This window comes from Azospirillum sp. B21 (assembly GCF_008364825.1).
Lineage (GTDB): Bacteria > Pseudomonadota > Alphaproteobacteria > Azospirillales > Azospirillaceae > Azospirillum.
In genome coordinates this window covers 67,086-85,696 of record NZ_VTTO01000017.1, presented here as the reverse complement: position 1 = coordinate 85,696, position 18,611 = coordinate 67,086, and the positions used below count along the sequence as shown (strand labels likewise).

Sequence of the window (18,611 nt, the reverse complement as noted above, 5' to 3'; positions counted from 1 at the left end):
ATCACCTGGCTTTGATAAAAAGTCGCAATAGGAATTTGATTAGCTGCGGCTTAGCATCCACAAGGCGCAACGCTTATTTGCTGTTGCTGGTGGACTTAGTCCGTCGATGGGTTGAGCGTCCAAGACCTAAGGATTTAGCCAAGGCTGAACGCGCAGCTGCGTAGTTTGGTGCTGTCATAGGATATTCGCGCGGAAGCCCCCATTTTGCCCGGTACTGGTCAGGAGTTAGGTCGTGCTCACTGTTCAAGTGCCGCTTCAGCATCCTGCACTTTCGGCCACATTCCAGGCACGTAATTGAATCGGGACTTACCGACCGACGAATGGAAACCGCCGGCTCTATCGGGACCGGCGGTTCAGAAACAGGACCCTCAACGTAGTAGAGGCTGTTGAAGATCGAGCGAAGCAGATCGGGCAGGTGGGACGCTGGGACGGTATGGCTGTGCAAGTAGGCGGTTGCGATCCGCGAGGTAAGCACAAGCACATTGGACTTGTCCGGCTGTTCGCTCATAAAAGGAGTCTCCTGTGCCGAATTCTGCACTTTGTTGAAACGAAGCATGTTGTGGTTGTTGTTGCAGAATGGACACGTTAGCTCAAGGCAATTTTAACGGGTTTCTTGGCTACCTAGGCGGTTGCATTGGCGTAGTGCGGCATCCAGCACCGAGCTGACGTGCGACCAGCTGCACCACCGCGGCGACCATCAGTGCAGGCCAGCGCTGATCCTGCATCTGGCCGACGCCAGCGGCGCGCTGGCGGGCCTGCTGCCGGCGTGCGGCTCGAGCTCCTGGATCGCCGCGGCCGACCGGCCGTGCCAGCGGTGATCCTGCAGCTGGTTGGCGCCGCTGGCGTGCTGGCCGGCCTGGTGCCGACGCGCGCGTTCAGCTGCACCACCGTGGCGGCCGACCGGCCGGGCCGGCGGTGATCCTGCTGCCGGTCGGCGCCGGCGGCGCGCTGGCCGGCCTGGTGCCAGCGCGCGCCTCGATCTCCACCATCGTGGCGGCCTGCTGGCGGTGCTGGTGCCGGCGCGCGTACCCAGCTGCAGCACCGCGGCGAGCGACAGACCGGGCGATGGTGATCCTGCAGCTGATCGGCGCCGATGGCGCGCTGGCGATGCTGGTGCCGGCGCGCGCCTCGATCCGATATCCACCACTATGGCAGCCGACCGGCCGGGCAGGCTGTGATCCTGCTGCTGATCGGCGACAAGAGCGTGCTGGCGCTGCCAGGCGCCACCATCTGCACCGCGGCGGCGGCCGGGCGGACCGGCGGTGGTCCTGCTGCTGATCGGCGCCGGCGACACGCTGGCCAACCTGGTGCCGAGTTTCACCACCGCGGCGGCCGATCGGCCGGGCCGGCGGTGGTCCTGAGCCGGCCGGATCGCAAAGCACTGGGTTCGAACCAGAGGTTTTGGCAGGTTCAGGAAAACTTTATTGCCAACGAGCAATAACCGTACGCAGCGCTGGCACTATACGTCGCGGAAGTGCTTTGGAAGGTGGTTGATGAAGCCAAGCCTATCGTCAACGCGCAGGAGCTGCCCTTGCACATACGCGTGCATCGGTTCGGACGCGATGACTCGCCGATCGAGGGTCAGGGCTGCTTGAACCGTCGTGCCGCTACCTGCCATCGGATCGTAGACGATATCACCTGGATCGGTGCATTGAAGAATGACCCGTCGCGGAAGTGCTTCTGGAAACCGCGCCGGATGAACCGGCAGGCCTGCCTGACGGCAGCGTCGCGCATATCGGTCGTTGCCGCTGACACCGCCGGACACAATCACGTTCGTCGGGATCGCGCGTTCAGATTGATAGAACCGTGACCCCTCAAGTTCATAGCCGGATGGACGATACTCGCGACCTCGGGAGGCATCCTGTGCCGCCTTTTTGCCCGTCACTTGTCGGGGCACAAGGATCTCATTCACGGTTCGCTTCGGAAACGGGTGCTTTGAAAAATACCGAATGACCTCAACCGCCGCCTTCGGATTTCGACGCTCGGTCGCCGACCACTGGATATTCCCCAGGGGGGCCGGCTTCACCCAATAATCCGGCAACTGCTCGTACAGACCGATATCGTCGATACAGTTCAACAAGAACCGGTATAGGTACGGGGAAATGGCGGGGATGCCTGGAATGTGGCAGTCAGCCAGATTCAAGGCGATTACACCGTCATCGGTGATCAGGGTCGACCAGAGGCGCGTCAGTCTGGTCATCCAATCGATCCAGACCGCGGGGGTCAGCTTTCCGTATTCGCGACCGGTCTGGATAGGGTAGATGGGAGACGTGAAGATGAGCTGCAGGCTTCCCGGTTCGAGAGCTCCGGCAGCGTCCTCGGCATGCGCCCACAGCCCGATACCCATGTCGGTCGACCATGCGAGGATAGTGGCGCCGCGGCGGATGCGGCCGAGCTTTGCATATGCCGGATCAGCAAGCTCCCACATCCCACGCCCAGCATCGGCGATCAACCCTTGAACCTTCGCCGCGTGCCTTGCCCACCGAACCTGCTGATCGAACGCATTGTAGGTCCTGCCTCCACCATAGGTGCGACGGGCTTTCCGTACCTCCACGGGCGTCTGAAGGCGATCCGCGATCATCTCATAAAGGTCTGTCGGCCGAGCCTTACCGCCGGCATCATCCAGCGCCTGTAAAAGCGGGAATGCGAGGAGCGACTGCAGCCTTCGCGGCAGTTCCAAAGCGCGTGCCTCAGCCTCCTGGCGCTGGCCGCTTTCAATGCGCTTGCGGCGACTGGCACGGGACCGTGCAGATAAGGTAGAGCCAGCATCCGGATCATCCCCGTTCGGGTCGTGTGACATCGTCTTCTCTCAAAAAGCTGGATGGCGATGATGATTACGCCGCCTCTTCACCGGCGTCGTCGCCCTGAGGTGACGTCTCCGCCCGCTCAATGGCCCTTCGCCAGCTATCGCACGTCCTTTCATCCCACCCCCAAGCCGCAGCCTGGGCAGCCAGTGATCGAGCGTCATAGAGCGTTCTCATCATGACAATCCCGGTCGGGAGCGACTGGACGTTGCCGACATGGTCGTAGACCAGGGTCTGTTCGGCCTCATGGCAGCCTGCCAGGCGCGCACGCCGCGCACCGATGAAAAGCCGCACGGCTACATAGACAACGTCGTTGTTCACAAGACCATACAGCCGCTCTGCGACCGCCGAGCACCGCACCGCCAACAGAGCCGAGCCGTCCACCAGCGGCATACCTGCAACGATGTCGAGCGGTTCCAGCAACTGGCCGCTCTGGGCTCGGAGCGCATCAGCGAAGGGGATGGTGCGGGCGAAAGCAACGACCGCAGCTGGGCTACGCGGAAATGACATGGCAAAGATCCTGGCGTCTATGGCGGTTACGCGGCTGCCGGGAGTGGCGGAGACCGATCCCAGTCTTGACCATCAAGCAGGTAGCCGGCCGATGCGACGCCCACCCGCCGCATCAGGACCGCGCCCTCGCCTGGCCTGACGGTCTCGCGATCAGCTCCGAAGCGCTGTGCCGCCCACCACGGTGCAGAGCGTTCCGGAACAGCCGATCGACCATCAGGCCAGACGACGATGCAGTCTCTGGCGTATCCTACGAGTTCTTCAGTCGTGGTCCCGGCCAGGATATTGGCTTGTACGGCCCCTGCCAGTGCCACTTCCGTAAAGACACCCCACTGTTTGACGAAAAACAGGACACCTGCAGGCACACACTGGTCTCTCAACGACCGTAGCCAAGCAGGGTGGACCGGCCGAGCTGTCGGCCCGGATTCGCCGCCGACGATGAGCCAAACTCGATCCCCCAGCGCGAGGTAGTCGCTGGGCAATAGCAGCGGCCTCAATAGCGGCTCCGCCGATGTGGCGATCATCCAGCCGGCCGCCGCGATCTCGCGGAACTCGACCCAGCGCTCGTCGAAGCGACGTTGGTCTTCGGCCGAGAAGCCCACCACCACATTGGCCATCGGGAGGATCGAATTGCTGGTGCCGAATTCCTGCAGGCGATGCTGCGCAAGAAGGCACCTCTTCTTTTCGGGGACCTCCTCCAGAAGCCGTCGGGCCTCATCCTGGATCAGCGCGGCGCTCCCAGGATCAGCCAGGAACGAGCGAGCCCGCGTGGCACGCTTGGTCAGAAGGATCAGCTGCTGGTCCGGCCGCAGAAGCGCCGCGGCGAACACGCGGGCGATCTGCGCGTCGGTGACCTGCGAGTGAAACAGGTCGCCGTCGCGGCTGATGAACCAGCGGAGTTGCTTCCGCCGGCTCACCAGCAGGAGAGTATGGAGCACCTGGTCGTTGTAGCGCACGTGACCAGTCCAAACGATCCGGCTGCTTGCGGTCTTGGCGACCGTGCCCTGATAGCGCGCGGCGAGCTGAGCGTTTGGATGGTGCGAGAAGCGGTACGCCCAGCGCGGCGCATAGCAGCTGCGGCACCCGGGCCCTTCGTAGTCGCAGCCAGTTACAAGCGGAAGTGCGCGGTGTGTCCATCTGATGGCGCTGTCGGTGCTCATTTCCACCCTCGTCTCGACCGGACCTGCATGCTTCAGGGCCGTCAACCATTCGCGCCGTGGCGAATAGCCGGCGGCCCGGTGATCTCCGTCATGCGGCGATCTGCAGCCCCTCCGGACGCTCGAATGCGGCCTTCATGAGGGCAAGCTCCTTCGGAAGCTCGTCAGCTTCAATCAGCTCGACGATCCGGCGGTAGGGAAGGCACGGCTCATGGGCGTCCACGGTTCCGACCCAGCTTCGCGGCTGATCCATACCAGGCCACCACATCACCACAGCTCCGCTGCCGTCGGGCCGACAATCAGTCCCCCGCACGTAGGTCAGCCCGAGGTCACGGCAGGCTTGCTCAATCGACGGGAATGCGCCGTCGGGAGCCTCGAAGCTGACCAGGTGGAGCGGGCTTCCGCCGGCGGCCGCGGCACGTGCATGCTGCACGATTTCTGCCGCAGAATGGAACTTCGCACCCCAGTCCCCGCCGACGCTGGAGGCCGCAATGGCGCACACCAGAGTGTCGAGGCCGCTCTCCGTGATGATGCCGCCAATGTGGATAGCAGCTGATGTCGTGAAGGAGATGTCGCTCATGTCGAGACCCTCAGACGCTGGGCACAAGGTGACGGGCAACGGCTTGGTTCGACGTCGCCCGGGAATCGAGCACCGGCTGCCCGAAGGGAGCGGGCAGGGTGGTGGCACATTCGGCGTCGTTGTAGGCCGCATCGGGCGAGATCGCGTAGGTATCGAGCGTGCCCCTGATCACGTCGATGGCCTCTCCGACCGCCGCTTGGCTCGGAACCTTGCCGGCTTTAAGGGAAGACAGTATGGCCAGCGTTTGCAGCAGGGTCGCCCCCATGTCCAGAGCCACTGCGGTAGCAGCGGTAGCAGCCTCTGTGTAGGCAGGCGGTACCGGGACGATCTGTGCGTCGATCGCATACGCGGTTTCGTGATTCCCCTGCACGATGCGCTCGATCCAGATCGGGCTGTGCTCGTCGAGGACCTTCCAGTGCGGCTGCATGGCCGCCTCTTCCACCGCTACGCGCGCAACATCGTCCGGAGTGCGTCCGCGGACCTGCAGCGTCATGGCATGCGTGGCCTGGAACAGACACTGGACCGTATGCACCGGTGCGCGTGGATCACCGACGATCGCGTCGTCGGACTGGGTGGGCAATGGCGCAGGGATGATCTCCAGCAGACAGAGTCTAGGCGTGGTTGCGCCGTCCTTTTCAGGCATGGTCGCTCCAGTAAATTGGTAAGAATGGCAAGGTTGCGCTGACAGTGAGCGCTGTGTTGAAGCTGTGTGTTGATGGATAAATAGCGCGTGGCGCGAGAGTAAACAATAAAGAACGTAGCTGTTTGCTACGCAAGAAGGAAAAAACTTGTTGATAGTCTTGTCATGACCACCAAGAACAGCGCAATGTATTAGACTGACGCCGGTCGCGAACAGACCATCAGAGAATCACGCGCGGCGGTCGGCGCGAGGCGGTAGGGATTGTGCAGACCGGCTGGCCCGCTGCCAATTCAAGCGAGCGCATCGGCCCAATCGAACAGCGACAAGACTCCAGCCCTGACCCGGTGGTGATGCTTGAGCACGCGTGCCGAGCTGATCTTGATCTGACGAGACAAAGGAGTGGCAGCCGCAACCGTCGCATAGGAGCGTGCGAATGCCATAACGCCGCCGGCGGCATCAACGTCTGCACGCTTCGCGAAGCAGCAGTGATATGCGCTTTTCGACCAAGGCAATGAGCCTCCACTCCGGCTGCGAAACTCGATCAGGGACCAGCTTCGGAAACCTGGCCAGACGGACCAATAGGTGACTTCGACCCGGTGCAACAGCAGCGATCCCTCGTCGATCACTGGCAGGGAAGGTACGCCCGCGCGTCGTCGGACACGGCGACGGGGTCGCTGTGGGGCAACACCGGGGTCGTTGGCAGCATCCGGCATCGGCGGTGCGCTGGGGCCACCGTCAATGCCGAGTTGCTCGCGAACCGCGACGGACGCGAAGCCGTCAACGATCACCTCATCCTGATTATTGCCGAAGAGGTGGAGCAGCCGGCCTCCGACAGCCACCAGCTCGTTGATCCAGCTCTGCGCCGAACGGGATGGCCGGTCGGCATTGGCGAGTGACAGCGAGTGGTGAGGCCAAATGCGTCCCTCAGGATCGCACCATTCATGTCGGGTGCAGGCAAGCACGATAAATGGGCCGGTGCCATATGACGTTCGAATGACGGTTCCAGGCGGGCACAGGTCAGCGACCGTTGCCTCACCGCACGGCGTTAGCCGGTACGTGCCTGGCGCCTGCTGTCCTAGCGACACCCAGAAGGTGTTCACCGCCTGCTGCTGGAGAAGATCAGGCATCCTCACCTCCCAACGGTTCGTGCGGGCTGCTCCTGAACCAGTGCGAGCTCCCAGGAGTCGACGAGCGATATTTCCCAGTTCGTGGGACGCATTCCTTGCTCGCGGCGACCGAGAATGCACGGACGGTGGTAATTGGCTTCAGCGGGGCTGTCCAGCAGACCATAATGCTCGCTGACCATTCGAACGTCCGCCTCGATGAGGCCCGGTCCCAGCCAGAGGTGGCTGGCGTGATCTATCCAGCGCGACGCATCAGGGCGCTCACGAACGATCAGGCCGGGGATGGGAAAGCGCTGGCCGGAGAGCTGCTTGAATACTGCGACAACGCTTATCCCGCGGTTCGAGGCGCTGGCGAACGTGCTGGTTAACTGCGGACAGAGGGAGCGGATCCGTATCAGGTCAGCGGCATCGTCGATGATGACGACCGGGCGAGGAGAAAGGGTGGGGGCAAGATCAAGAAGATCGCAGGCAAGGCGGAGCTTGACCGCACGCTCGGCTTCCGGCTCGGCCGCATCAAACACCACGCGGGCCGATCGCGGCGAACTGAAGGAACCCGATGCTGCCGAGATTGAAGCGACACCAAGCCGTGACCGGTCGTGGCTGGCACTCAGGCTGAAGAGTGGTCGCCCCGCTGTCATCGCTGCCCTGGCGATCGGCGCCATGACGAGATCCTGGAGATCGCAGGAGGATGTGCAAACCGCCGTCATTGCGCCGGCGCCAGCGCAGAAGTCGTCGAAGAAGGTGGTTGGGTCCATGGCTTCGTCTCAAAGCTGGAAAGGCTTGGCCGGCGCATCACCTTCATCGGGGACCGCTTCGGTGGAATCGGTGGGAACCAGGTGCGCTGTGCCGCGACGACCAAGAGCGCGGTTGGGAGCGAACATGCGCAGCAGCTTAGTGTTCAGCTGGGCCGCCTCGGCAGGCTCTAGAAGCCGCGGTCGCCAGTCGGGCGGACGTCGGTCTGAACCTGTGGGCCTTGCCAGCACGGCAGTGTCGCGCACATTGACGAGCAGCGCTCCCGCTCCGATAGCTCTCGCTGCAGCCGCAGGGGTTGTCAGGTCATAGTGAGGGAAGCGAGGATTGCTGGCATGAAGCCACTCCCTCCGGAGACCGATACGATCTGCAAATGCATGCAGCGGCTGGAGAAGGGCAGAATGTCCGATCCAGCGACCGCTGTCGTCTGGCAAAACCCAGGAATCGGCGTCGAGGAAAAGGTGCACAGCGTCGGTATAAACCGTCACCGCCGGCGCGGCGCCTGTCCTGGTTGATAGGAGCGTGGGAACGCCGTCAGAACGCCAATCAGGATAGGGGATCTCGTCCGCTTCGCCCCACCACACCAGGCGCCACCCGCGGAAGCCGGGCACTGCAGCAGGGATGGTAACCGCAACTGCACCACCCTCGCGGCAGATGCACCAACCAAGCGTGGTTTTGGCCACCCTGGTCACGGGTGCATAGCCACGAACCCGGCCCCAGGAGGCGACGTACAGCCTTTCGCCTGCTGCGATCGGGGGTCTGTGCTGACCAAGGAAGAAGCTCCATTCCTGCCCAGACGCCGGTTCACCGGCACAATCGCCCTCAGCGAGCCAGTCAGCCCATACGAGCTTAGGGACGGTCACGACGAGATCCATTGAGGTCGCTTTCGCGTGGATGCAGGCGCTTACCGTTGACTGCCAGAGGTGTACTTCTGGTCCATCGGTGCGTTTTCGATTGAGATCACCGCCGCCGTAAAGAAGGCCAAGAGGAACGATGCACCCGCAAGGACTTGGATATCCGACACAATCCCCAGAATGCCGGCGCAGACGGATAGTGCGACCCCAATCTTGCTGCCGATGCACGAAAATAATAACGATAGGACGAGAAGGCTGGATACGACGATCACCATACTGGGGGTTCCTTTAAGAGCAATTCGTTACAAGCACACCGCACTTCGTAGTGGTTGGAGCGCCAGCGGCGACCGTAGGCGGCTGGTTATTGTAATGTTCCCATCATGCTCGCTCTCCCTTTTTCCTGAGCGTGAGCGAACCAGTCGCGACACGGCGCCAGCGCATCGGCCGGCGCGTTGGCGGCCTTGTCGGAAACGACAATCTCGCAGAAGTCCAGGTCTGTGGGAGCTGCGCCAACCTTCGCAGGCAGCTCGCCGGAGTGCGGTGTCAGCATGTAGCTGGTGACTGAGGTCACCGGCCCGAACAGAGCTGCAACCACAGGCACAGGCCAGAGGAAAGCGAGGGAAAGCGCGAGCATGATGGGCCTCGTAAAATGGCTCAGAGTGCGCGTGCGCGGCGGACGAGTTGCTTCATCTCGTCGAGTTTGATGGCACCGGGCAGGATCTGATCGGCAATAATGAAGCCAGGGGTGCCGCGGATATTGAGCTGCTCGGCGAGCGTGGTGTTCGCCGAGATCGCCTTCATCACCTCAGGCGATTCCATGTCCCGCCGCAACTGGTCGACGTCCAGCCCCACGGATTGCGCCAAGCGATTGATCACCGCATCGTCCAGCTGGCCACGGTGCTCCATCAGCGCCGCATGGAAGGCCTCGTACTTGCCCTGCGCACGGCTGGCGAGCGCCGCTTTCGACGCGGTGAGCGACGCGGGGCCAAGAATCGGGAACTCCTTGTAGACGATCCGCACCCGACCGTCGTCGGCCAGCAACCGGGTGAGATCGGGCTGCACGCTCTTGCAGTAGCCACACTGGTAATCGAAGAACTCTACGACCGTGATGTCGCCGTTGGGATTGCCGCCGACCGGGGCAGCCGGGTCCTCGTAGATCAGAGGTTTCAGCATGCTGAGCCGTTGCATGGCCGCGTTCTGTTCGTCGGCCTGTTTGCGCTGCTGGTAGTCGGTAATGGCCTCGATCACGAGCTCCGGACTGGATTTCAGCAGCTTCCGGACAGCTTGGGTCACGCGCTCGTCGAGCGCGTCGTCGTCGAAATTGACGACGGCAAGAGGACGGGACGAATTGGCCTGCTGATCGGCCGGCGCGGCGACCGCTGCGGTGGTGATCGCCACCAGGGCGACGAAGGGCAGGGCAAAGGCGATGCGCATTGGAGAAGCCTTGGTTGGAGGGGCAGTGGGCGCGAGGCCGGCCGATCGGGTCGAGATCAGTGCGGGAAGAAGCGGGTCACCAGCGCGTTGAGGACCACGATAGCAATGCCAATGGTCGCGGCGCGTTCGACGGCGTCCTCAAACGGGATCGGCCCGAAGAAATAGCTGCGGAGGTAGACGAGAGCGCCGCAGATCACGGCGCCGATGATGAGAGCGATGAAAAAATCCGGACGCTTGATCGTGCGCGGAGCGAGATTGCTGTTGGAGCTCATGGACATTGGCAGACCCTTCATTGGACACGCATCGGGAATGGTGGTCGTTTAGCGACCATGACGCCGTGCGGGGATGCGCGCGAACCCGCCGGTGATCAGGTAACGACAACGGTGTAGATGTCCCACCGTCATGAATCGGTGCCGCCCTGCGGCGGCTTCCTGTGGCGGTGGAATCTGCTCATCAGGGTCGCGACCTCGTCGGTCGGCGGCCGCTCTGCGTTCCGAACGCTCAGCATCATCGCATCGCTCTCCAGCAGTTCCAGGCGTCTGCGGATACGAGCAATCAACTCTGGGTGCGGGCTTTCGAGCAGCTTTGCAAAGCGCTGGAGCAGTGACTCCGCATCCGCATCCAAACCAGCTTGCAGGGCCCGGGTCACCTCAGGATCGACAGCGGGTCGCAGGGCCTGCTCTTCGCCAGAGAGGTACCGCTCCACGGCGGCTTTGACCTCCGCCGCGCGGTCAGCAGGAACCTCCAGCCGCACCGAGGCAACGCCGCTCGCACGAAGGCGTGCTCGCCGTTCTCGCTGACGGGCAGCCGCTTCGGCGCGCTCAAGCTCCAATTCGGCCGCCGACTTCTTCTGGAGTTGGCGCCGGCTTTCAGGAGGAATGTCGTCGGGCGACCAGGTTGGTTTGTGCGCCGCCCGCCGCCGTCCGCGCGCCGGCTGTGCTACCCTGGGCGGGCGTGACGGGTTCGCGGGGGCGTCCCCCACGTGACGCGTAACGGACGCATCATCAATTTCGTCGGTGTGACGCGTCACACCAGCCTCTGTGCTGGCCGGTTCGTGACGCGTCACATGTTCTGATGGATCACCTTCGCCGTGACGCGTACCGGAGGGCTTACGCCTGCTCATGACGGCGCGCCTTCCCTGCAGCAGGCGCTCCCCGTGTCCCAAGCGACAGGCTGAGGGCATCGGGATACTCGGCGCGATACCAGAGAGCATCGGGTCCTCGTACTGGCGCGGCAGGCCGCGCGTTGCTGAGCGTTGACCATCATTTACCTTTCGCCAGTTGATCGTGAGCGGACCCCTGGCGGTAGGGCGAAGCTACCGGGTCGGACTCACATCGCGCCGCTGAACGCGGCGCAAAAAAAGTGCGGGATTAGGACGTCGAGCCCAGCTTGCGGGCATGGCTGCGTGGGCCATCAGAAAGCCCGGCCGGGTACGCTGACCGGGGCACAACGAGGCTTGCTTCATCCGATCCTGGCCGGAACGCCGGAGCCGGTCGGGCGGCTCCGGTGCCGCGTGTCAGGACAGGAAATCGGCCATCGTGTTGGAATAACGCTCCATCTTGAGCAGGTTGCGAGGCGGATCGTAGGGATCGAGCAGGGGAACCATTGAAGGTTTACAGAGGTGAGCAGGCACAGCTGGGGAGCGGACGCTGCGCACTTTCCGCACGGCCAGCGCAACGCTGTTCAGAACCGCTGCATCGTAGGTGGTTTGGTCCGTAAAGCCGCCGCTTGCACGGACCCGCTCAACGTTGGCCAACTCCTGGCGAAGCGCTGCACGCGCCGGCAGATCAAGAGCAACGAGGCGAGCGGCAGCGAACGCGCCTGCCGTGCTGTGTACCTGACGGAGATATGCAGCCAGTCGCTCGAACCACTGACCAGTTTCGGATCCGGACATTGAGCCCTCCCCCGTGGCGCTAGAGGTCGACAAGCTGACCTCGCACGTGAACTATAGCACCGCCACCGGAACGTAGCAATATGATACGATAAAAAATAAACAAACGTAGCAAAACGCTCCAAAAATTCGTGGCGCGGCGGGTCGCGAGTTGCTAGGGTGTTCCTGTCCGATCAACCCCACCACGATAGGACCCCCTATGTCTGCGAAGAAGAAGGGCCGTGGCGCATCTGCGCCACAGTGTGCCCCTGTCAGCCCTGTTCCCGGTGCGTTCCGAACGGCTCTTGCCGCGGCCATGGTCGATGGTCGGCTGCCGCTCGGCCTCGACGCCGCTCTCGAGGTTGATGACCTCGGTTTGTTCTCTGTAGCCCGAATTACGGTGATTGACTGCCCTGTCCTGGTCACGGATGGAGCGTCCGGCCTCAATGACGTTGGGCGTTCGATCTGCCAGACCCTCCGCGAACTCGGCTCGCTCTGCACGGGTACCGGCTGGTCAACCACTGCAAATATTCCAAAGGCACTGCTCGCCCGACAAACCTCCCAAGGAGCCCTATATCCGGCTTGGTGTCCGACTGTGCCGACGGCGAATGAGGACTCACCGTTGCCGCGTCTCGCGGATGCGCTGGTGGCCTTGTTGGCTAACGGATCCGGCTTGTCGAGAGCTGATCTGTTCCAGACTGCGGACGAAGTGTTCGGCGGCGGGCAGGCGGCAGGTGCTTACACGGCGGCACTGGCTTATGATGCTGCGGAAGCGGCACTCCACGCCCGTATCATAGGTTCGCGCCAATCCTGGCGGATTTCTGTCGGCGCCGATGAAGCGACCCGAATTGTTGGCGAAATCGCCAATCTGGCCGGGCAGCTCCCCACGCGCACGTCGCGTGACAGTGAAGTCGATGATCTCCAACAGTTCTCGACCCCGGCAGAGCTTGCCTATGTGATGGCCTGGATAGCCGGCATCGAGGCCTCGGACGTTGTCCTGGAACCGTCCGCGGGCACCGGCGCGCTGGCGGCCTTCACAGGGGACGCGGCGTCCGTCCATGTCAACGAAATCAGCCCGCGCCGGCTTGGGATTCTGCGCTGGCTGGGCTTCGACCGCGTGACAGCCGAGAATGCGGAGCATATCCACAACATTATGCATGAGCGGGTAGCGCCGACGGTGGTGTTGATGAACCCGCCGTTTGCCCGCTCCGTCCGCTGCGGCTCGGCCCGTGTGCCGACGGCTGCGGCTGATCACGTCGTTGCGGCTCTGAAACTGCTTAAACCAGGCGGGCGGCTGGTCGCGGTCGTCGGCGCCAAGCTCAACGAAGGACAGGGATCGCTGCTCGATCGTATCCGCCAGCTGGGCACCGTGCGCGCCAGCGTCCGCGTGGCGGGGGCTGCCTTCGCTCGGCAGGGGACGACGGTTGACACCCGCGTTCTGGTGATCGACAAGGCCCGCGATGCCACCGGCGTTCCGGTGGTCGGACTTGCCCAAAGCATGGACGACCTCGTTCGCATCCTGGCGCCCGTTCAGCGTGTCCGGGACACTGGGGAGGATGCGCGGTACGCGCCCTATGTGCCGGCGCTGGACCTGCCGGGATCCCATCCCCACCCCGAACTGCTGGTGGAATCGCGCGCAATGGCAGCCGTCCGCGCGCCGGTGGTCACCTATCGGCCGGCCTTTAATCAAGAGGTCTGGACTGAGGGGCGGTTGTCGCGCGCGCAGTTGGAGTGCGTGCTGAGCGCCGGACAGGTGCACCAGCGGTGGATCACCGGACCACATGGCGTGCGGGTGCGCAAGGGCTACTATGTCGCCGACGGCACCGGCACCGGCAAGGGCAGGGAAGCGGCCGGGGTGTTGTGGGACAACGTCTGTGCCGGCCGGACGCGTCACGTCTGGATCAGCAAGGATGCGACAAAGCTCCTAAGAGCGGCCAAGCGTGACTATGCGGCAGTGGGCGGCGACCCGGCCGAGCTGTTCGCACTCAATGACTATACCCCCGGCGACGTCGTCGACCGAGCGCGCGGGGTAATGTTTGTTTCGTTTGGGACCCTGCGGTCAACCCGCGGCGCCCGGTCGCGTCTGGACCAGATCATCGAATGGCTGGGCGATGACTTTGACGGTGTCGTGGTGATCGACGAAGCGCACCGGGCCGGCGAATGCGTCGAAGTGGAAACCGGCGTTGGGGTCAAGAAGCCCAGTCAGACGGCGCTTGCGGTCATCGATATACAGCGCCGGCTGCCGGCGGCCCGCGTGATCTATCTCTCGGCGACTGGCGCAAGCGAAGTGAAAAACCTCCTGTTCTGTGACCGTCTCGGCATTTATGGACCGGGCACCGCCTTTCCCACCAAACAGCTCTTTCTCGCCGAAATCGAGGCCTCCGGCCTCGCCGGCATGGAGATCGTGGCCCGCGACCTCAAGCAACTGGGCGTCATGTGTGCGCGCAGCCTGAGCTTTGCGGGTGTGGGATACGAGCGCCTGATCCACCATCTGACGGATGATCAGATCGCGCTCTACGATACCCTGGCGCTTGGATGGCGCACGGTCTATCGGAACCTGGAACACGTCCTCCACGATACCGGCGCCAACGCCTGCCCAGGCGCCCGCGCATCGGCGCTGGCTCAGTTCTGGGCCGGGCAGCAGCGGTTCTGGGGGCAAGTGCTGATCGCGCTTCAAATGCCAAGCGTCATCGCAGCGATCGAGCGCGATCAGGCCGAAGGGCACGCAAGCGTCATTCAGCTTGTGAACACCCTCGAAGCCGCTCTTGATCGGGCGCTGTCGCAAGAGGGGGCGATTGAATCGCTCGACGATCTCGACCTGACACCCCGGCAAATCCTCTGCCAGTACCTTGAAAACGTCTTTCCGACCACCGCCTATGAGGAATACGTCGACGCTGACGGCATTACCCGCAGCCGGCCGGTGCAAAACAGCCGCGGTGATGTCGTGCGCGATGCCGACGCGCTGGCCGCGCGCGACAAGCTGCTGGTGGAGATCGGCGCCCTGGCGGTGCCGGATGGTCCAATCGAAATGATTTTGGACCATTTTGGCGTAGACGCGGTCGCGGAAATCACCGGCCGGTCCCGCCGCGTGGTCCAGCGGCGGAACAAGGACGGAGTTCTCGCCCGGCAGATCGAGCCGCGCAGCGAGGCCAAGCGCCTTGCTGAAATGGATGAGTTTGCCAACGATCAGCGCCGCATCCTGATTTTCAGCGGCGCCGGCGGGACCGGGGTGGATTATCACGCGTCGAAGGCCATCAAGAACCAGCGGCTCCGGAAACACTACATCCTGCAAGCCGGCTGGAACGCCAAAGAGGCGTGGCAAGGGCTCGGGCGCACACATCGGACCTACCAGGCCCAGCCGCCGTGGTATGTGCTGGTCGCGACGAACCTGCGTGGGCAAATGCGATTCCTGACCAGCATCGCCCGGCGTCTGGCCCAGTTGGGCGCTCTGACCCGCGGCCAAAAGGATGCGGCGACCGGGCAGTTGTTCAGCGAACGGGACAACCTGGAAACTGGCTATGGCGCACTCGCGATCATGCAGATGGTCACGGATCTCAACGCCGGTGAAACCATCGCCGGTCTGAGCTTGGCAGAATTCCAGGAAGCGCTTGGGCTGCGCGTTCTTGATGAACATGGCACCCTCACCGTTTCGAAGCTCCCCCCGGTACGCCAGTTCTTGAACCGGGTGCTTTCGCTTCCGGTCGCGCTGCAGAACGGCGTGTTCGACGAATTCTCCGATCGGCACGACGACCTGGTGCAGGCGGCGATCGACAAGGGGGAATATGCGCAAGGCCTGGAAGTCTACCGCGCTGACCGGATCGAAACCGTAGCAGCGCCGCGGACGGTCCATGTCCATGCGGAGTCTGGGGCGGAAACCGCCTACGTGCACCTTCGCGCATGGCGGCGCCGCCGGCCTCGTCCCTTCGCGTCTGTCGACGACGGTTGGGATGGGCGCAAGCGGCCGTTCGTCGGATGGTTCCGCGACGTCGGCGGCAAGGTTGTAGGCGCCGTTGCTGCCCGTAACAGGACCGACGACGGCGGGCGCGTGCGCCGGCAGGTCCGCTTGATCGGCCCGTTCTCAGAACGCTTCGAAGATCGCGGCGCGCTGAATGACGCCGCGCGGTTCTCGGCAATGACGGAACAGGCCGCCCTACAAGCCTGGGATGCCGAGATTGCGGAAACCGAGGCCTGGGAGTCCCGTGACCTGCACCTGATCACCGGCGCAATCCTGCCGGTGTGGGATCGCATCGAGGGGTCGTACACCGTCTACCGCATCTCTACGGAAACCGGAGACGAATATCTCGGGCGCGTGATCGCTCCGGGACAGGTGCGGGCTACCCTGGCACGGCTCGGGGCCGGCCTGGACACGTCGTGGGCGGCGGACGAAGCTATGGACGCGGTGCTGGCCGGCCATTCACTTGACCTGGCGAATGGCTGGTCGCTCCGGAGGTCTCGGGTGGCTTCCGAGTGGCGCGTCGAACTGATAGGGTGGCGCCCCGAAACTGTAGGGGAGCTGGTCGCGCAGGGACTGCTGCACGAACGGATCAACTACAAGTCGCGACTGTTCGTGCCGGTGTCAAAGGCGGCCACGCTGGGTGCGCTCTTGCAGCGTCATCCCGTTGTGACCGTCATCGGAGGAAAGATCGCGGCCTGACCTATAGCCCCGGTCGCGTCGCGGCCGGGGCACTTCCGGAGATGTCGATGGCCCGCCCGCAGCGGCAAAAAGCAGTTCAGCCCCAGCAGCCCTCCAGACCCATGGCTGGTCCGGAGCTACAGCGAATGCGGAGCGATCTCGGCCTCACCCAACCTGGTGTCGCTGCCTTGATCCATCTTCTCGGCGGGACCGCGCCAGCGCGCTCGACCATCTCCCGGATTGAGCGGAAGGAGGATGCTCCGGCTGAATGGGCGGTGATTTTCATGCTCCTCTCCCGATTCCAGCAGCCGAAGAAGTCCTGGAAGCCTGTTCACGTCGAGACGCTGGCAGAACATCGAGTTCGCAAAACAGCAGATCCCAATCTGGCCGGGCGGGAGACCGCGGAGGCTGGAAACCAGCTGGACGAGGAATGGAAAGCGAACCTGTTGAGCCTGGTGAAGAGCGGGCGCCGCCTATCGCCGGCTGCCTTAGAAGGTGTCGAAGACCGAACGTTTCTGCTGGAACTGGCGATGTACGATGCCGCGCTGGTGTCTGAGCACGCGCTGGCAATGGGGTATGGCCCTATCGAGGCCCGCCGCGCCGAGGACGGCCCCGACACGACCAGGGAGTGAGGATGATTGTATCGGTTCCGCACCGGCCCTCCGCGATGGCCAGTTGCAGGTCCTGACGGGTGAGGCGCGCTGCCGGCCTCACCACGCAGTTAGGGGTTTCTAGGGATGATGTCCCTGCCGATCCTCCTCGAGGAAGGCATCGATCGCCGCCCTGGCCATGCGTTCCTTTTCGTCGGCTGCCGAGAGTTGTCTCTGGAGATCGTCAGGCTGCAATGGGTGAAGCGGGCGGAACATTTGGGGAAGGAGACGGGTCACTTCCTCACGCGCCGTAAGCCATGCCGCGACAAGTGGCTTAAACTGGCGATTCCAATAGGCGATCCCCTTCGTTTCCGCTGATGCAACTTTGGTCACGAACGATGACATAACCCGCTTCGTGCCGCTCTCATCAAAGGCTATTTCAAGCTTATCGTTTTCGATATCAACGATATGTCCCAAACCGAATAGACGATGCTCTACGCGGTCCCCCCAATCGAGAGGCACACCGTCCCCGCCGACTGCTGCAGAAGGTGATGACATCCGAGAATCCCTCTCCTGATCGAATACCGAGCCGCTGGCGCTGGCTGGATTACCAACTGCCCACGTTCAATCATTCTACATCCTATGCCAGATGCGTCGCTCGAACTCTCGCAATGCCGTGGCGACCTACTGCAGGCGGCTGACATAGGTGGGCGACGAAAGACAGCGCGCATCATCCAGGTTCAGGAGAACCGGCCGCTCTGCTGCCGAGCGCGTTGGATTGGTGAGGATCCCGGCCAGGGATTGAAGCGAGACGGCCGTTTCCGCCTGTCGTGGTCTTAGGTTGAGGGAATCGTGGCCACCAGCTGGCGAAACCGAAGCGGTCACGGCACGATCGGCGTGGACTTCGGGCTTTCGGCGAGCATGCGAACGGCGACCTTCGGATTCTCGATAGCGTTCTCGCACATGAGCAGGAGCGCTTCCAAGAGCGGGGCGACGTCACTGGCGCCGGCCGAATGCAGCAGGTCCTGCATCGAACTGGCGGTCTCGCGATCCCGCCACGGCGCGCGATCTGGAGTCCACAGGTATTCGTCCGCCTGGTTCTGAACCGTTACCCAAGGTGCGACCGGTTCGGCGGGCGTCCCGTCGCGAAGACGCCACAATGGGAAATGGTCGCGCGTGAGCAGGAGGACGGAACCGTCGATCTGGCGCGACCGTATATAAGGGAAACGCATGCGAGCCGGAACGAACGCCCTGGCATTTCCATCGGCCGGCTGAACCTCTTCGGCGCCGACGATAGCTACACCACCGTGGGTATAGAGGGTCGCGACGCCACCCTTGGTGCAAACCAAATAGGCCAGCGCACCGTCCAGGTCGGTGGAACTCGTGGTGCTGACGCGCACGAGGTGGTCGGAAAGGTCGTCAGCTAATCGGCGCCACGGCATTCTATTCTCCACAGCTATTTTCCCCTGTCGGGAATTTACGGTGCGCGAGCCTTGCTTGCGCAAAAATTTTCGCCCGGCCGGCGCTGGCCGTCCTGGGCGATGCCGCCGGCGCCGCGGCGGTGCTGGTGGAGCTGGTGGGCTTCGCCGCCCGCCCGGCCGGCGCTGGCCGTCCTGGGCGATGCCGCCGGCGCCGCGGCGGTGCTGGTGGAGCTGGTGGGCTTCGCCG

At 63.4% G+C, this 18,611-nt stretch carries 21 protein-coding genes; 4 read left to right on the top strand and 17 right to left on the bottom strand.

Going from position 1 to position 18,611, the window contains the following annotated elements; translation table 11 throughout:
• Positions 1-73 precede the first annotated feature (73 nt).
• Entirely contained in the window at positions 74-508 is a 435-nt protein-coding gene (locus FZ983_RS27525) for a MucR family transcriptional regulator (RefSeq protein WP_149227419.1), read from the bottom strand.
• Between the two features lie 121 nt (positions 509-629).
• On the opposite strand from FZ983_RS27525, the gene FZ983_RS27520 reads away from it, so the two are divergent.
• Together FZ983_RS27520 and FZ983_RS27515 are read left to right on the top strand one after the other, a co-directional pair.
• Positions 630-818: a hypothetical protein gene (locus FZ983_RS27520; protein ID WP_149227418.1), complete on the top strand. Its 189-nt coding sequence runs from the start codon at positions 630-632 to the stop codon at positions 816-818.
• 356 nt (positions 819-1,174) lie between these two features.
• Positions 1,175-1,441, top strand: coding sequence for a hypothetical protein (locus tag FZ983_RS27515; RefSeq protein ID WP_149227416.1), 267 nt, complete (start codon positions 1,175-1,177; stop codon positions 1,439-1,441).
• A gap of 18 nt (positions 1,442-1,459) precedes the next feature.
• Here the strand turns inward: FZ983_RS27515 and FZ983_RS27510 are convergent, their stop codons facing one another.
• From FZ983_RS27510 to FZ983_RS27445, 14 genes are all read right to left on the bottom strand, one after another.
• Positions 1,460-2,800: a site-specific DNA-methyltransferase gene (locus FZ983_RS27510; protein WP_149227414.1), complete on the bottom strand. Its 1,341-nt coding sequence runs from the start codon at positions 2,798-2,800 to the stop codon at positions 1,460-1,462.
• A 34-nt stretch (positions 2,801-2,834) separates the two neighbouring features.
• The gene (locus FZ983_RS27505; RefSeq protein ID WP_149227412.1) at positions 2,835-3,314 is read right to left on the bottom strand and encodes a hypothetical protein; all 480 of its coding nucleotides are present in this window, start codon (positions 3,312-3,314) and stop codon (positions 2,835-2,837) included.
• Between the two features lie 26 nt (positions 3,315-3,340).
• Complete coding sequence (locus FZ983_RS27500; RefSeq protein ID WP_149227410.1) at positions 3,341-4,471, bottom strand: DUF5131 family protein; 1,131 nt, start codon at positions 4,469-4,471, stop codon at positions 3,341-3,343.
• An 88-nt stretch (positions 4,472-4,559) separates the two neighbouring features.
• Positions 4,560-5,048 (bottom strand): hypothetical protein, encoded by a 489-nt coding sequence (locus FZ983_RS27495; protein ID WP_149227408.1) that lies wholly within the window; start codon positions 5,046-5,048, stop codon positions 4,560-4,562.
• Between the two features lie 10 nt (positions 5,049-5,058).
• On the bottom strand, positions 5,059-5,691 hold the full coding sequence (locus FZ983_RS27490) for a hypothetical protein (RefSeq protein WP_149227406.1): 633 nt from the start codon (positions 5,689-5,691) through the stop codon (positions 5,059-5,061).
• Positions 5,692-5,978: 287 nt separating this feature from the next.
• The gene (locus FZ983_RS27485) at positions 5,979-6,815 is read right to left on the bottom strand and encodes a hypothetical protein (protein WP_149227404.1); all 837 of its coding nucleotides are present in this window, start codon (positions 6,813-6,815) and stop codon (positions 5,979-5,981) included.
• A gap of 2 nt (positions 6,816-6,817) precedes the next feature.
• Entirely contained in the window at positions 6,818-7,567 is a 750-nt protein-coding gene (locus FZ983_RS27480) for a hypothetical protein (protein WP_149227402.1), read from the bottom strand.
• A gap of 9 nt (positions 7,568-7,576) precedes the next feature.
• Positions 7,577-8,437, bottom strand: coding sequence for a DUF4031 domain-containing protein (locus FZ983_RS27475; RefSeq protein ID WP_149227400.1), 861 nt, complete (start codon positions 8,435-8,437; stop codon positions 7,577-7,579).
• A gap of 29 nt (positions 8,438-8,466) precedes the next feature.
• Positions 8,467-8,691, bottom strand: coding sequence for a hypothetical protein (locus tag FZ983_RS27470; RefSeq protein WP_149227398.1), 225 nt, complete (start codon positions 8,689-8,691; stop codon positions 8,467-8,469).
• 86 nt (positions 8,692-8,777) lie between these two features.
• Positions 8,778-9,050 carry a hypothetical protein gene (locus tag FZ983_RS27465; protein ID WP_149227396.1) on the bottom strand — a complete coding sequence of 91 codons (273 nt, stop codon included), beginning with the start codon at positions 9,048-9,050 and terminating at the stop codon, positions 8,778-8,780.
• Between the two features lie 20 nt (positions 9,051-9,070).
• On the bottom strand, positions 9,071-9,850 hold the full coding sequence (locus FZ983_RS27460; protein WP_247884005.1) for a DsbA family protein: 780 nt from the start codon (positions 9,848-9,850) through the stop codon (positions 9,071-9,073).
• Positions 9,851-9,906: 56 nt separating this feature from the next.
• Positions 9,907-10,122, bottom strand: a complete 216-nt coding sequence (locus FZ983_RS27455; RefSeq protein ID WP_149227394.1) for a hypothetical protein — start codon at positions 10,120-10,122, stop codon at positions 9,907-9,909.
• A gap of 128 nt (positions 10,123-10,250) precedes the next feature.
• Positions 10,251-10,973, bottom strand: a complete 723-nt coding sequence (locus tag FZ983_RS27450) for a hypothetical protein (protein ID WP_149227392.1) — start codon at positions 10,971-10,973, stop codon at positions 10,251-10,253.
• 393 nt (positions 10,974-11,366) lie between these two features.
• A complete protein-coding gene (locus FZ983_RS27445) occupies positions 11,367-11,744 on the bottom strand; it encodes a hypothetical protein (protein ID WP_149227390.1) in 378 nt (125 codons plus the stop codon).
• A 598-nt stretch (positions 11,745-12,342) separates the two neighbouring features.
• Between FZ983_RS27445 and FZ983_RS27440 the strand changes: the two genes are divergently transcribed.
• Together FZ983_RS27440 and FZ983_RS27435 are read left to right on the top strand one after the other, a co-directional pair.
• Positions 12,343-16,374, top strand: a complete 4,032-nt coding sequence (locus FZ983_RS27440; protein ID WP_188092549.1) for a strawberry notch-like NTP hydrolase domain-containing protein — start codon at positions 12,343-12,345, stop codon at positions 16,372-16,374.
• A gap of 125 nt (positions 16,375-16,499) precedes the next feature.
• Positions 16,500-16,985: a hypothetical protein gene (locus FZ983_RS27435; RefSeq protein WP_149227386.1), complete on the top strand. Its 486-nt coding sequence runs from the start codon at positions 16,500-16,502 to the stop codon at positions 16,983-16,985.
• A gap of 99 nt (positions 16,986-17,084) precedes the next feature.
• Here the strand turns inward: FZ983_RS27435 and FZ983_RS27430 are convergent, their stop codons facing one another.
• On the bottom strand, positions 17,085-17,501 hold the full coding sequence (locus FZ983_RS27430; protein WP_149227383.1) for a hypothetical protein: 417 nt from the start codon (positions 17,499-17,501) through the stop codon (positions 17,085-17,087).
• A gap of 323 nt (positions 17,502-17,824) precedes the next feature.
• Positions 17,825-18,385 carry a hypothetical protein gene (locus FZ983_RS27425; protein ID WP_149227381.1) on the bottom strand — a complete coding sequence of 187 codons (561 nt, stop codon included), beginning with the start codon at positions 18,383-18,385 and terminating at the stop codon, positions 17,825-17,827.
• Positions 18,386-18,611 lie beyond the last annotated feature (226 nt).